This is a genomic window from Arthrobacter sp. R4-81 (assembly GCF_054792365.1).
This window is the reverse complement of record NZ_CP096445.1, coordinates 4,286,739-4,301,733: the sequence shown is the minus strand read 5'-3', so window position 1 is coordinate 4,301,733 and position 14,995 is coordinate 4,286,739. Positions and strand designations below refer to the sequence as shown.

The window sequence follows — 14,995 nt, the reverse complement described above, 5'->3', positions numbered from 1 at the left end:
GCGTAGCTGGTGCGCGGGCGAGCCTCGAGAACGCAGGCACACCCCTTGACGGGAACTGCGGCACCGTAGATGATTGAGCGCGGCGTTGTTAACGCTCACAATTCAATTTCACGGTCTAAGAGAAAGCAGGACAAGGATGTCCGGTTCAGCGCTTTATTCAACGTACTTTCCGCCCGGTACACAGCTGGTTCAGCCGGCATCAGCCCGTATCTGTGTCAGTGTCACATCCTGATGGCCATGAAGCGACTGCTCCGGCTCGCGGCTGCCTCCGCGGCCACTGCCCTCGTTTTTGGCCTTGCGGCCCTTCCCTTCACCCCGCCAGCGCAAAGTGTGGGTGAGCCCACCTTTACCAACGCGCTCTTCACCGAGGCCGATCCCACCGTTGAGTATTACAACGGGAACTACTACGCCGCAGCCACCACCTGGTCCGGCGTCGTGACCATGCGGAAGGCGCCTACTTTGGCGAATCTCAAAACGGCCACCCCCGTCGTCGTCTATTCCGATACGGACTCCGGCCGGTCATCGAACATGTGGGCGCCGGAGCTGCAGAGGCTGCAGGGGCCCAACGGCTGGCGCTGGTACCTGATGTACACCATGGGCACGCCGGGGAACTTCGACAATCAGCACCTGCACGTGCTCGAAAGCTCAGGCGACGACCCGCTGGGGCCCTACTCCTATAAAGGTCAGCCCGTCCCTACCACCGCATGGAACATCGACGGGGCGTACCTGCAGCTGAACGGCGAGCTGTTCGCAGTCTGGTCGCAATTTGCCCCCGCTCCGGACGGCCGCCAAAGCAATTACATTGCACGCATGTCCAACCCCTGGACGGTGTCCGGGGCTGCGCAAATCCTGTCCCAACCCACCTTGAGCTGGGAGACCGTGGGAGGCGCAGTCAACGAGGGCCCCATCCCGTTGCAGCGCGACGGAAAGACCTTCATCGTCTACTCAGCCAGCGGCTGCTGGACCCCCGACTACAAACTCGGCATGCTCACCTATAACGGCGGCGACCCCGTCCTCGCAGCCTCCTGGACAAAGGGAGCCGATCCGATTTTCAGCAAAGCCAACGGCGTTTTCGGACCAGGCCACAACGACTTCTTTACATCCCCTGACGGTACGCAGGTGTGGAACGCCTACCACGGCAACGATTCATCAGGAGACGGCTGCGGCACGACCCGCTCTACGCGGGCACAGCCCGTTTCCTGGGGTGCTGACGGAAGTCCCCTGCTGGGGCAGCCGGTTTCCACCTCAACCGAACTCAGCGTTCCCAGCGGAGAAAGAGGACCCATCACGACGCCGGTGAACGGCGCCGCGTATGAGCTCGTCAACCGCAACAGTGGCCTGTGCGCCACTGCCAGCGGCGGTTCCGGCGGGGACGGTGCCGGCCTGGTGCAGACAACCTGTACCGGCAATCCTGCAAGCAGCTGGAAGCTGGATTCCACGGCGGATGGTTACTACCGGCTGGTGGGCGCATCCAGCAATAAATCTCTGGATGCTGCCAACTGCGGCACCCTCGACGGAACCCAGGTGCGGCAATGGTCTTGGCTGGCCAACGCCTGCCAGGAGTGGCGACCCGCTTTCGCCGTCGACGGCTACTCGTCGCTGACAAACCGCAACAGCGGGAAGGTCCTTGACGCCGCGGGCTGTTCCGTCGCCTCCGGATCCAAGGTCCAGCTGTGGGCCTCGCTGGGCAACGCCTGCCAGCAGTGGGCACTAAGGCCTGTCGGCAACGTAGGGATCGTGTCCGCGGCGAGCGGTAAGTCCTTTGATATTCCCGGTTGCTCCACGGCAAGCGGAGCGTTGCTGCAGCAATGGGAGTGGTCTGGCAGCCCTTGCCAGCGGTGGAGCTTCTCGCAGGCAGCAGGCGGGTACGTCCAGATCCATCCCCAGTCCGCGCCGAGCCTCTGCCTGGGCGTTTCAGCGTCCAGCACGGCCGATGAAGCAGGTGTGGCCCAGACTGCCTGCACAGAAAACGGAACCAGATGGCGCATCGATCACCGGCAGGACGGCACTATCAACTTCGTCGCTGCCCACAGTGGGAAGCTGCTTGACCTGGCTGGCTGCGGCCTGGCCAACGGAACCCGCATAAACCAGTGGTCCAACTTGAACAACACCTGCCAGCAATTTCGGGTGACCCCGTAAGCGACGCTCCACGGAACTGAGGTAGCAGCAGAACACCGAGAGGTCGGGGCGCAGCGTAAGTGCTCCCCGACCTTTCGCCTTGCAGGCGGACCCTGTCAGCAGAGGCTACTTATCCTGTTACAACCGGTGCGCGGCTGACCCTGGGGACGATTGTCGATCCTTACAATGGCTAGTGTGCGCGATACGGAGCTAGGAGGGGTTGCAGTCAGGGCGGTAGCTCTGCAGGCGCCCAGTGCTTCAGAATTGACGCTGCTCGACGACTTAGAACATCGGCGCGCCAGGCGTTTTGTTAACCCTTCGGATGCTTCTGCCTTCCTGGCCGGGAGGCTGGCCTTGAGATTCTTCGCTGCTGAACTGGCAGGCGTTTCTCCCGAGACATTGGTGGCAGACTTCCAATGCCCGCGTTGCGGCGGCGAAACAGCGGATCACGGCAGGCCGGGGTACCTCCTCAGGGGCGGGGATCCAGGCCCTCTTTTGAGTTTGAGCCGCACAAGCGGGTGGGTGCTTCTGACCGGCGCCGTTGGCGGCGGATCCCTGGGCGGGGTTGGGGTGGATGCGGAAAAGATCGGCAGGACAGCATTCCCTGGCTTTGACGCACTTGTCCTGACTTCACACGAACTCAGCGGCCTCACATCGGGAACGACAGCCGAGGGGCATCGCCAGCGGGCACGGCTCTGGGCGCGGAAGGAAGCCTTCGTCAAGGCCATCGGCGAAGGGCTGGAACGGGACCCTGCATCATGTGACGTAACCGGGGACCGGCTTGAGGGGGTTTCACTGGCTGATCTGGATCCCGAGCGGCTGGGGCTTCCCTCCGGAACCGTCGCAGCTTTGGCAACTCTTGCTGGCCGGCCCTGATCGATTTCGCCAGGGGGCTTCAGCGTTGAGGCAGCCGTGACTGGTAGAGCCAAGGGTGAAGGATGCTCTCGGCGTCAAAGCCTGGCAGACCCGCGGACAACTCCTGTGCCAGCCCAATAAGGTCAGCGGTAGTCACTGATCCGAAGCGGTTCCGTTCCGTCCAGGCCCTGAGGAACCCAAAGAAGAGCGAATCGCCCATGGCCCCCCTCAGTGAATGCAGGGCCAAAGCACCTCGCTTGTAAACGCGGTCATCGAACATCAGTTCCGGGCCGGGGTCTCCGATCTCCAGGTCCTGCGGTTTGGCAGCGAGACCATCCCGGGCAGTTTCTGCCCGGGATGAAGCCGTTCCGTGGCCGGAGGCTTCTGACCACAACCATTCTGAATAGCAGGCGAAGCCCTCGTGGAGCCAGATGTCCTTCCAGGAGGAGGCTGTAACAGAATTCCCGAACCACTGGTGCGCCAGTTCATGGGCGATGAGGCGCTGTGATTCCCACCGCTGGTCCAGATGGTTGCGCCCGATGATTGACAGGGACTGCGCCTCAAGCGGAATTTCCAGTTCGTCGTCCGGGACGACGACGGTATAGGAGTGAAACGGGTACGGTCCGAAGCAGGATTCGAACGTGGCCATCATCTGGTCCTGCCGGGCAAGTGTTGCCTGTGCTCGGCTCATCAGGACTGGCGGCGCCGCGACGAGCTGCCGGACCCTGCTTCCGGCGGCTGGTTCGTTCCGGCCGCCGGCACCAGGCTCTTGAGAGTCTGCCAGTGGGGCGATCTCGTAACGGCCGATCTGTACCGTAGCCAGGTAAGTTGCCATCGGCTCTGATTGTTCATATACCCAGGTTTCGCGGCTGGCCTTCGCGTGCCTGGAAACCAGGGTCCCGTTGCACACCACCTGATAGTTCGCATCAGTGGTGACAGTGAACCCGAAGCTGGCTTTGCGACTGGGGTGGTCATTGCAAGGGAACCAGGACGGTGCTCCTGTGGGCTGTCCGGCGACCAGGACGCCGTCGTTCAGTTCTTCCCACCCGACGTCGCCCCAGTTTCCCCGCAGGGGGCCGGGCCGTCCTTCGTAGCGGATGTCCAGGCTGAAGTCGGATCCCTCCGGGAGGGGGCCAGCGGGGGTGATGACGACGCGGCCCTCGCGCTGGATGAAGCGTGCGGGACGTTGGCCGTCCACCCTGACCTTCACCACGCGCAGTCCTGAAAGGTTCAGCATGATGGACGTCAGCTGCGTGCTTGCGGTCGCGGAAACAGTTACATGCGCCTCGAGGCGGTTCGTGGCCACACGGTAGTCGAGGTGCAGTTCATACCGTGACACGCTAAAGCCCGAGGAACCGTGGCCCGGGGTGTAGGGGTCCGGCAGCGGATCCGGAAGGAGTGCCCGGCCCAGTTCAGGGGAAGCGAAAGGTCGGTTCACCCGATCATCCTAACTTGACCCGGCCCCCCGGGCCCCACCGACCAGGGGCTGACGGGATTCCCGATCCAATAGCTGCCTGCGGGGACGGTCTCCCCGCGCATTACGAGGGACGCCGGGCCGACGGTGCCTCCGGCTGCGATACGCGCTGCGGGCAGGATCACGCCGTGGGGACCTATGGTGGCCCCGTCCTCCAGAGTCACTGCTGCCATGCTCATGACGCGGTCGTGGAACAGATGCGTCTGGATCACGCACCCGCGATTGACTGTGGAGTTTTCCCCCAGGGTAACCAGATCGGCTTCGGGCAGCCAATAGCTCTCGCACCAGCTACCGGAGCCAATGCGCGCACCCAGGGCGCGAAGCCACCAAACGAGGGCAGGACTGCCTGTTGCGGATCGCGCGAACCAAGGTGCTGTCACCATCTCCACAAAGGTGTCCACTACCTCGTTGCGCCAGATGAAAGAACTCCACAGTGGATGTTCGCTGGCTTCGATGCGGCCCACGAGGGTCCATTTCGCGAAGACGGAGGCCGCCGCCGCCACGGCTCCGGCGGCCAAGACGATGACTCCACCCAAGAGGGCCGCGGCGACGTACCCTCCGGCGCTGACTGCCAGAAGATCCAAGGCCAGCAGAACCCCGGCGGCGATGCCTACGGTCAGGACCACGGGAATCGCCCGGCAGAGTTCCCAGCATGCACGAAATACTTTCAGCCGCAGCGGCGGATCAAACGTCAGGGTTTGGTCGGCGTCGAGCTTTGACCTCCTGAGTCTTACAGGAGGGCTGCCGAGCCAGGACGTGCCTGACTTGGCCTTGGCCGGCGTAGCGGAGAGTACAGCGACGAGGGAATTTTTGGGGACGCTGCGGCCGGGGCCGGTCATGCCGGAATTCCCCAGAAAAGCTCGTTTGCCAATCTTTGCGGGAGCTACTTTCATCCAGCCCCCGCTGAGTTCGTAGGAGGCGATCATCGTGTCATCGGCCAGAAAAGCGCCGTCGCCGACCGTGGTCATCGAAGGCAGGAGCAGAACGGTGGAGGCTTCGACATTGCGTCCTACCTTTGCACCGAGCATTCTCAACCACAGAGGGGTGAACAGGCTGGCATAAATCGGAAACAGCAGATCCCGGGCTGCGTCCAGCACCCGCTCTGTGGCCCAGATCCGCCACCCCGTAAGACTGCGCACCCGGTAGTGGCCTTCCTTCAAGCCGATCCCCAGGATACGGACCACGCCGGCAATGAGCAGGAGGTTGGCGATGAACCAGACGGCAGCCGCCACGGGCACAGCTCCAAGCACAGTCGGCCAGGCTTGAGCGAGGGAACCTTGGCCGCGAACCGCCCAAGCCACCACCGAGGCGCCCGCCAACACCGAGCAAAAGGGAATCCCGGCGAGCAGGGTCGACCCGGCCACGTAGGCGGGAAACCAGAAGCTGGATCCTTTTTTAAGCGCAGGGTACGCGGGGACGTCGCGGCGGGCCTTGCCAATCCTGACGGCCGGAGACCCGGAATAGTGCTGGTTAGCACGGACCTTCCCTAGAACCGCGGAACCGGGGGAGACCTCTGCTCCGGCCCCCACGCGGGCACCGGGCATCAGAGTGCTGCGGGAGCCAACCGTGGCACCCCGGCCTACATGAATGCGTCCGATATGGACCAGGTCGCCGTCGATCCACCAGCCGGAGAGATCCACCTCAGGTTCAATCGAGGATTCCGGGCCTAGGTACAGCATCCCGGTGACCGGAGGCACCGAATGGAGGTCAACATTCGGGCCGATCTTCGCGCCCAGTGCCCTGGCATAGTACGGAATCCAGGGGGCCCCGGCGAGACTGACAGCCCCGGCAAGATCAGCGATCTGCTCTGCCAGCCAGAGCCTCAAGTGCACTTTCCCCGATCGGGGATAGGCGCCTGGGACAACGCCGCGAAGAAGTATTCGGGCGGCCGCCGCAGCGATTGACATGCGTCCCAAAGGACTGACGAAAACTGCCCAGGACGCCAGCACCCACCACCAGGAAACGGTGGGTGCAGCCGTAAGAAGACCAAGCATGGACAACACGTTGTTTCCGGCCATCAGATAGGTCAGCCAGCGCATCCCCACCAGGACATGAAGGGGCGCACTGATGAGCACCTGGAAGACCTGGGATTTCCGGGCGGTTGGTCTGACGGTACGTTCGGGTGCCGGGACTGCGGCCCCTCCGCCGCCCAATGTCAGGGCCAGCTCCACCAGTGCTCCCAGCCGCGGCCGGGAGTAGATGTCAGCGACCGTGATGGTGGGATATCTGGTGCGCAGCGCGGACACCAGCTGGGCCGCTGCCAGACTGCCTCCGCCATGTGCGAAAAAGTCGGCCTCCAGGCCTTCGGGAGTCCCACCCAGTACCGCGGTCCAGTGCTCGGCGATCCACGCGGCAACAGGATCCAAGGTCACTGTCCCGGTAGATGTATCCTCAGCCACGGATTTAAGGGGCCACGGCAGTGCGGCCCGGTCCACCTTGCCGCTGGTCTTCACAGGCAGGGAGTCGACGACGGCGAGCATGGGAACCAGCGCGGCCGGAAGTTTCAGGGCCAGCACCTCACGAAGGGCGGCAAGGTCGGGTTCGATGCCTGGCCCCGGGGCAAGGTAGCCAACCAGAACCTGGTGTCCCGCATCGGTGTTTTTCACTGCGGCAGCTGCCCCGTGGATTCCGGGCAAGGCCTGCAAGGCGGAATCTACCTCCCCCAGCTCGATGCGTCGGCCACCGAGCTTGACCTGTTCATCGGCCCGGCCCATGAACAGAAGACCCTCGCGTTCATAGCGTACGAGATCGCCGCTGCGGTAGGCGCGGTCCCATCCCAGGCTTTCCATGGCGGCAAACTTCTCGGCGTCCTTGAGCGGATCCAGATACCGCGCCAGTCCTACTCCGCCGATGATTAGTTCTCCAATATCGCCCTCAGCCACCGGAATGCCTTCGGCATCCACGACGGCGAGATCCCAGCCATCCAGCGGAAGGCCTATTCTGACGGGCCCGGATCCATCCATTAGGGCTGCGCAGGCTACCACCGTAGCCTCGGTCGGTCCGTACGTGTTCCAAACCTGGCGGTCCTGCACTGCAAGGCGGGCGGCCAGTTCCGGCGGGCATGCTTCGCCGCCGAAGATCAGCAGCCGGACGGCGTCAAGTGTCTCAACCGGCCAGAGGGCGGCCAGCGTTGGCACGGTGGAGACGGCAGTAATGCCCTTGGTGACCAGCCACGGACCCAGGTCCATTCCTGTCCTTACCAGGGCACGAGGAGCCGGAACCAGGCATGCCCCGTGCCGCCATGCCAGCCACATCTCTTCGCACGATGCGTCAAAGGCAACGGAGAGGCCTGCCAGTACCCGGTCAGCAGGACCGAGGGGCTCCTCCTGCAGGAAGAGGCGTGCCTCGGCGTCGACGAATGCCGCCGCAGAGCGATGTGTCACCGCCACGCCTTTGGGTGTCCCCGTGGATCCGGACGTGAAAATGATCCACGCGTCATCATCAGGTGCTGCCGGACGCGGCTCCGGCAAGGAACCGCCGGGGACGGGGTTGTCCTGGATACCGTCGGCGCCCAGAACGGCGGATACGCCCGCTTCGGCGAACACCAGCCTGGCGCGCTCATCCGGGTCGTCGGCGTCGACCGGGACGTAGGCCGCTCCGACAAAAAGGACAGCAAGAATCGCCACATACAGTTCGTTGGTCCCTGACGGAATCCGCACGCCCACTCTGTGCCCCGCACCAATGCCGGAGCGCTGCAACTTCCGGGCATAGGTCCTGACCTCGGCCTGCAGTTCGGTGTAACTGAGGCAGGCACGGCCATCGTCAAGGGCGGATGAGTCAGGATACGCGGCAACAGAATCTTCAAATATTTCTACAAGGGTGCGTGGGGCGGAGGCCTTCAGCGCACCTTTCAGCTGCGGGCTGTGGGTTTGCACGAACCCGTTTAGGCCTGCGACAGCTGTGGCAACCACAGGCCTAGCTTCCACCTGGACTTTCACCGTCCTCGAAGATCCTTGAAGCCGGGCCGACAATCAGGCTGTCCGGCGCGCCGACAAGTTCGGTGTCTTTGTCCTCGTAATCAAACATGTGCAGGACATGGCGCATGGCTTCCAGCCGGGCGCGTTTCTTGTCGTTGCTCTTGACCACGGTCCAGGGGGCCCAAGCGGTGTCCGTTGCCCGAAACATGGTCTCCTTGGCTGCGGTGTAGGAATCCCATTTGTCCAGAGAGGCCAGATCCATGGGAGAGAGCTTCCATTGCCGGACCGGGTCCACCTGACGGATGGTGAACCGTGTCAGTTGCTCGGTGCGGGATACAGAAAACCAGAACTTCACGACGTCGATACCGTCGTTCGTCAGAACCTGCTCGAAGGCCGGAGCCTGGCGAAGGAACCCCTGGTATTGGACGTCGGTACAAAATCCCATGACCCGCTCAACCCCCGCCCGGTTGTACCAGGAGCGGTCAAACATGATGATTTCGCCTGCAGCCGGCAGATGGGCCACATATCGCTGGAAGTACCATTGCGACTGCTCACGTTCACTGGGCTTCTCCAACGCCACAACATGAGCACCACGGGGGTTCAGGTGCTCCGTGAAGCGCTTGATGGTCCCGCCTTTACCGGCTGCATCCCGTCCTTCAAAAACCACCACCAGGCGACGGCCCGTGGATTTGATCCACTTCTGCAGCTTCAGTAGTTCGATCTGAAGTAACCGCTTCTCCATCTCGTACTGCTCCCGCGTCATCCGGGCAGCGTACGGGTCGCCTTCCCGCCAGGTGTCGACGGGGGCGCCGTCGGGACTGACGAGAACCGGGTCATCATCATCATCGTCGAGCACAGAGAAGCCATGGCTGGACAGATCGAATACGTTCACCGGCAGACCGTACGCCCAAGCGGTGAACTGCCGATGAACAGGGAAACAACAGAGTGAGATGTGAACCGCACGATCCTAGGCTTGTGGCCGGACCCTGAGCCAAACGTACTCGCGCGGGCTGAGGGTGATTCCTTGGCCGAGGCTCAGCGGACTGTCGGACAGAATATCCACTGCCTCCAGTGCAAATCCAGACAACGTCATGGCCGGAACGTCCTGGGGTTCGTCGCTGAAGTTGGCCAGGGCGAGGATTGCGGAGCCGTTCCCCGGCCGCTGATAGCCGAGAACGCTTTGATTATGGGTGTTGAAGTCCACGAGGCGCGTGCCTGCGATTTCCGGGGTGGCAGCGCGCACTGAAATCATCTTCCGCAGCCCGGCGAAGATTGTGCCTTCCGGCGTCGCGGGGTCGTGCCGTCTTTTATATTGCTCCGCTGGGTAGTGCGGCCGGTGCACCCAGCGGCTGTCGGCTGCGTGACCTTCTTCCATTGCATATTGGTAGTCATTCAGCTGGCCCACCTCGTCGCCCAGATAGAGCAGCGGGATGCCACCGGTGCTGAACGCCACCGAGTGTGCCAGCAGGATCCTCTCCAGCGCCTGCTTGGAACCGTCCTCAAGGCCGCAGAGGGACGCCGTCGTTCCGGAAATCCGGCAGTCCCCGGTGCGGGGGTTGTCCTGGAAGGGGACACCATGGGCGAAGCTCCCCGGAAACCGGTTGACGTAGAAGGAGTTCAGGAACCGCCGGTGCTCGAAGCCGTTGATGCCCAGCTCGGCGGCGTCTTCGTCTGAGAAGGTCCAGCCGATGTCGTCGTGGCTGCGGACATAGTTGATCCAGGACGTACCCCGCGGAATGTTGTGGCGCCGTTCCAATCCTTGAGAGAGCAGAGAGACGTTCCTGGTGGCCATCGCTTCCCAGATCAGGGCCATCTGCAGTGGGTTATAGGAAAGCTGGCACTCTGCCGGATCGATGTACAAGGCCACTTCATCGGGGTGGACGATGGCTTCGGACTTGAAGAGGAGGGAGGGGGCGCCGATGCGGCAAACGGCGTTGAACGCCTGCAGCAGGGTGTGGGCTTCTGGCAGGTTCTCGCACGTCGTTCCGAGTTGCTTCCAGATAAAGGCCACAGCGTCCATCCGGAGAATGTCCACTCCCTGATTCGCCAGGAAGAGCATCTCCCTGGCCATGGCACGAAACACTTCAGGGTTGGAGTAGTTCAAGTCCCATTGGAATGAATGGAAAGTAGCCCACACCCACCGCCCGTCAGGCATTTGAATGAAGGAGCCCGGGTGGTCATCGGGGAAAATCTCGCGGACGTTCTTCTCAAACTCGTCGGGCAGGGTACGGTCCGGGAAGATCCAGTAGTAGCCGCTGTATTCCGGGTCGCCCTCAGCAGCCTTGCGGGCCCATTCATGTTCGTCTGAAGTGTGATTGAAAATGAAGTCGACCACCAGGCTGATGCCGTTGGCGCGCAGTTCAGCTGCAAGTTCGCGCAGCTGTTCCATTGTGCCGAGCTTGGGGTTGACCTCGCGGTAGCTGGAGACGGCGTAACCGCCGTCGGAGTGCGGCTCGGGCGCCAGGAACAGCGGCATCAGGTGCAGGTAGGTGAGGCCCAGTTCCTTGAAGTACGGGATCCGCGCTCGGACACGCTCAAGGTCGGCAGCATACCGGTCCACGTAGCAGACTCCGCCGAGCATCCGGTTGGACTGGAACCAGTCGCTGTTGCCCTCCCGCTCGACGTCGATGGTCTTGAGATCTGCGGGCCTTTCCTTCCACGAGCGGGCGATTTCGAGGAGGAGCGAAGTCAGCTGGTCCTGAAAGTCCCGCCGCGAGCCATAGAGCGAATGGAACAACCGGGATAAGTCAGAAAAATGCCTGCCGAAGCGCCGCTCGAAGTCGGTCCAGTCCTGATCTCCACGTCCGATGCCTGCCTTTCGGGCGACGGCGTCAAGCACCTTCCGGCTTAGGATCTGGTCTGCTTCTGTGAGCTCAGGCATGGAAACTGCTCCTTGGAGGAGGTTGCGGTTCGGTTTACTGGCTGTAAGTGCCATTCACCGGCGGCTGGCTGCTGCCGGTCGTTTGAGAGCGCTTGCCCCCGCTGGTGATTGTAGTGGTGCTGCCCGGAGGAGGCCTTGAGGGTCCGGCAAAACTTCGCGAGAGTTATTAGGCAAAACGTTGTTACAATCATGCGTGACGCGGGTTCCGCGGTCTCTATTCTTGCGCGGTCCGACTCCTGGGGGGTGGACGCCTGGACCCTAGGATTTCGCAATGTTTGATGCTCTGCGCACACGCCTGTCCTCACGTCTCCTGATTCCAGGTGTGCTGGCACTCGTCTGCGGCTCTGTTGTTTCCCTCCCGGCCCAGGCCGCGTCGGAACTTCCTGTTGCACCCGCCGCCCCGGCCGTCGGCGCCGCAGCCGGTACCGACCAGATCATTGTGAAGTTCAAAGCTAAAGCCGCCCCGGGTTCTGCCATGCGGGCGCAGGCGTTCGGCAAGGTAGCCCAGATATCGGGAACACCAGTGAACGACGTCCGCGGGACCTCCGCCGGTGCCCGCGTCGTGCGGAGCGAGCGCACCCTGACTCCCGATGAAACCGAAAAGGCGCTGGCCACGCTGAGGGCAGATCCCGCCGTCGAGTACGCCGAGCCGGACCACCGGATGCATCGGGCGGCAGCGCCAAACGATCCTTACTATTCGGGGGTGTGGGGACCGGAACAGTGGGGCCTCGGCGAGGAGAACAGCGGGATGAGGATGGAAGGTGCCTGGACAGTCAGCAAAGGCGGCGGGGCAGTGGTGGCCGTGGTGGACACCGGTATCACCAGCCACTCGGACCTGAACGGGAACGTGCTCCCCGGCTACGACATGATGTCTGATCCCGACTACTCCCGAGACTCCGATGGTCGCGACGCCAACCCGCGCGATGAAGGCGATTGGACGGCCGCAAATGAGTGCCAGGACGGCCTTCCGGCCAGCGACTCCTCCTGGCACGGCACTCAGGTTGCCGGCATCATCGCCGCTGTCGGCAATAACGCTCAGGGCATGATAGGAGTAGCGCCCGAGGCGAAGATCCTGCCGGTCCGCGCCTTGGGACCGTGCGGCGGCTATACGTCGGACATCGCGGACGGAATCATTTGGGCTGCCGGTGAGATGGTCGACGGTATTCCGGTCAATCCCAACCCGGCCCGCGTCATCAACCTCAGCCTCGGCGGCGTGTTTCCCTGCTCTATGACGTTCCAGAACGCGGTCAACGTTGCCTACAACTCCGGGGCGGTGGTGGTGGCGGCGGCAGGCAACGAGAAGATACCGGCTGCGGAAACAAGCCCGTCCAATTGCGAGAACGTCGTCTCTGTCGCCGCTCTTGCCCGCACTGGACAGTTGGCACCCTACTCCAACTATGGCTCTGCCGTTGACGTTGCGGCGCCAGGTGGGGACATGACAGCGATGACGCATGATCTCCCGGACGGGATCGTCGTCACATTCAATGCCGGCAGCGAGGTCCCCGGCAGTGAAGACTATGCCTTCTCCGAAGGCACCTCCATGGCGGCCCCGCATGCGTCGGGACTTGCGGCACTCCTCATGTCGCGGCTTGGAGACCTGGCCACACCGGCAAATGTCGAGACGAGGATGGAAACCACCTCCCGGAAGTACGCCTGGGCCTGCCAGCCACCCAAGACATGCGGCAGCGGGGCACTGGACGCAACGGCAGCAGTCAACATCTTCAGGGACATCAATACGAACTCGTCCTTTTCCAAGGAGATCACCTGGCTGGCACTGGAACGGATCACTCAAGGGTGGGCAGAGGCCGACGGCTCCCGGACTTTCCGTTCTGCCCAGCCTGTATATAGGGATCAGATGGCTGCGTTCCTGTACCGGCTCGCCGGAAGTCCGCAGTTTGTTCCCCCGGCGCAGTCGCCCTTCGCCGACGTGCCAACCAGCCACAACTTCTACAAGGAGATTTCGTGGCTTGCCAAGATGGAAATCAGCGGCGGTTGGGGTGAAGCCGACGGTTCAAAGACCTTCCGCCCGGGCACACCCGTGAATCGTGACCAGATGGCCGCTTTTATTTACCGCCATGCAGGAAAGCCGGAGTATGTGCCGCCGGCAGTTTCTCCGTTCGCCGACATTCCTACAAACCACGGTTTTTACAAAGAAATTGCGTGGCTTGCCAAGATGGAAATCAGCGGCGGTTGGGGGGAAGCCGATGGTTCAAAGACGTTCCGCCCGGGCTCGGCCGTCCTCCGGGACCAGATGGCAGCATTCATGTACCGCTACCGCCATCCCAAGACGTGATAGTTCCTTAGTCGGGTGTCTAAAGGTAGCGGTGCAACCAGCGGCACCGCTACCTTTACGCCTCCCGAATCATTGACGCAACGGTGACCGGCCATCTGTCAGCCAATATGCCGCCGTCGTTAACCCTGCGTTCACCTTTCACGGCTATTCCCTTTACCTGATGCCCATACCTTCAATGAAGGTAGAGAACTACGCATCAGCGAGCCAGGGCGACTCCGGCCCGGCCCGCGAATGATTCCCTGGAAGGGGCACATCGAGTGAAGGCATTCCGTTTCGGCCGCCATGCGGCCATTGCAGTCATCGCAGCAGGGGCACTCGCGTTGACAGCTTGTGGTTCCGACAACCCCACTGAAGCCGCCGCAAACGGCGGGGCCAAGTCCGGTTCCAACGCCACCGGCACATTGACCGGTATCGGTTCCTCCGCGCAGGGCGCAGCAATGGATGTTTGGAAGTCAGAGTTCGCTTCGGCAAACCAGGGCGCCACCGTCCAGTACTCCCCGGACGGCTCAGGCGCTGGCCGCAAGGCACTTCTGGATGGTTCGGCCCAGTTCGGCGGCTCGGACGCTTACCTGAAGGACGACGAGTACGAATCGTCCAAGGAGATCTGCGGTCCCGACGGCGCCATCAACATTCCGGTATACATCTCCCCGATCGCTATCGCCTTCAACATTCCGGACGTCAAGGAACTGAACCTCGACGCCGTGACAGTTGCCAAAATCTTCCGTGGCGAGATCAAAAACTGGAACGATCCCGCAATCTCGGAACTGAACCCTGACACGAGCCTGCCTGACCTCAAGGTCACTCCCGTGAACCGCTCCGATGACTCGGGCACCACCACCAACTTCACGGACTACCTTGCTGCAGCGGCTCCGGAAGCCTGGACCGACAAGGCTTCCGGCGTCTGGCCGGCCTCCCTGAAGGGTGAAAACGCCAAGGGAACCTCCGGCGTCGTCAAGACCGTCACCGACACCCCGGGTGCGGTTACCTACGCTGACGACTCCGCAGTGAGCGGCAAGCTGGGTATCGCCAGGATCAAGGTTGGGGAGACCTTCACCAAGATCTCCGCCGAGGCCGCCGCCAAAGCAGTCGATGCCGGCAAGCCCGTCGAGGGCCGGTCTGCGAACGATCTGTCCATCAAGCTGGACCGTAAGACTGCAGTCGAGGGTGCTTACCCCGTAGTGCTGGTCTCCTTCCACGTTGTCTGCTCCACCTATGACAGCAAGGAGACGGTTGACCTCGTCAAGGCCTTCGAAACCTACGTTGTTTCCGAGGGAGGCCAGGAAGCCGCAGCCGATGCCGCCAAGTCGGCACCGCTTTCGGCAGAACTCCGTGAGAAGGCCGTCAAGGCCATAGAATCCATCAAGGTCAAGTCCTAGGGTCAAATCCTAGGGATTCCCGACTGCTGCAAGGCATAGTGGAAAAACCAAACTGAACCAGGTTCCCTGCTCCGGCTGGGC

Annotated in this window: 8 protein-coding genes; 4 read left to right on the top strand and 4 right to left on the bottom strand. The window is 62.5% G+C overall.

Going from position 1 to position 14,995, the window contains the following annotated elements; genetic code table 11:
* Nucleotides 1–237 precede the first annotated feature (237 nt).
* On the top strand, nt 238–2,139 hold the full coding sequence (locus M1E05_RS19855; RefSeq protein WP_461163985.1) for an RICIN domain-containing protein: 1,902 nt from the start codon (nt 238–240) through the stop codon (nt 2,137–2,139).
* Nucleotides 2,140–2,313: 174 nt separating this feature from the next.
* Nucleotides 2,314–2,994 carry a 4'-phosphopantetheinyl transferase family protein gene (locus tag M1E05_RS19850; protein WP_461163984.1) on the top strand — a complete coding sequence of 227 codons (681 nt, stop codon included), beginning with the start codon at nt 2,314–2,316 and terminating at the stop codon, nt 2,992–2,994.
* A gap of 19 nt (nt 2,995–3,013) precedes the next feature.
* Here M1E05_RS19850 and M1E05_RS19845 read toward each other — a convergent pair whose 3' ends face one another.
* From M1E05_RS19845 to M1E05_RS19830, 4 genes are all read right to left on the bottom strand, one after another.
* Entirely contained in the window at nt 3,014–4,411 is a 1,398-nt protein-coding gene (locus tag M1E05_RS19845; protein WP_461163983.1) for a M1 family metallopeptidase, read from the bottom strand.
* Nucleotides 4,408–8,358 (bottom strand): Pls/PosA family non-ribosomal peptide synthetase, encoded by a 3,951-nt coding sequence (locus M1E05_RS19840; RefSeq protein WP_461163982.1) that lies wholly within the window; start codon nt 8,356–8,358, stop codon nt 4,408–4,410. Before M1E05_RS19840 ends, M1E05_RS19845 begins: the two co-directional genes overlap by 4 nt.
* Nucleotides 8,359–8,362: 4 nt before the next feature.
* Nucleotides 8,363–9,256 (bottom strand): polyphosphate kinase 2, encoded by an 894-nt coding sequence (gene ppk2, locus M1E05_RS19835; protein WP_461163981.1) that lies wholly within the window; start codon nt 9,254–9,256, stop codon nt 8,363–8,365.
* A 75-nt stretch (nt 9,257–9,331) separates the two neighbouring features.
* Entirely contained in the window at nt 9,332–11,245 is a 1,914-nt protein-coding gene (locus tag M1E05_RS19830) for an amylosucrase (RefSeq protein WP_461163980.1), read from the bottom strand.
* A gap of 271 nt (nt 11,246–11,516) precedes the next feature.
* On the opposite strand from M1E05_RS19830, the gene M1E05_RS19825 reads away from it, so the two are divergent.
* On the top strand, nt 11,517–13,538 hold the full coding sequence (locus tag M1E05_RS19825; RefSeq protein WP_461163979.1) for a S8 family serine peptidase: 2,022 nt from the start codon (nt 11,517–11,519) through the stop codon (nt 13,536–13,538).
* Nucleotides 13,539–13,795: 257 nt separating this feature from the next.
* Nucleotides 13,796–14,914 carry a phosphate ABC transporter substrate-binding protein PstS gene (gene pstS / locus M1E05_RS19820; RefSeq protein ID WP_458112895.1) on the top strand — a complete coding sequence of 373 codons (1,119 nt, stop codon included), beginning with the start codon at nt 13,796–13,798 and terminating at the stop codon, nt 14,912–14,914.
* The last annotated feature ends 81 nt before the right edge of the window (nt 14,915–14,995 follow it).

What these genes read in the sequence shown, in the direction of transcription:
- M1E05_RS19855 (WP_461163985.1), top strand. Translation starts at nt 238, where the DNA reads ATGAAGCGACTGCTCCGGCTCGCGGCTGCCTCCGCGGCCACTGCCCTC.
- M1E05_RS19830 (WP_461163980.1), bottom strand. Translation starts at nt 11,245, where the DNA reads ATGCCTGAGCTCACAGAAGCAGACCAGATCCTAAGCCGGAAGGTGCTT.
- M1E05_RS19825 (WP_461163979.1), top strand. Translation starts at nt 11,517, where the DNA reads ATGTTTGATGCTCTGCGCACACGCCTGTCCTCACGTCTCCTGATTCCA.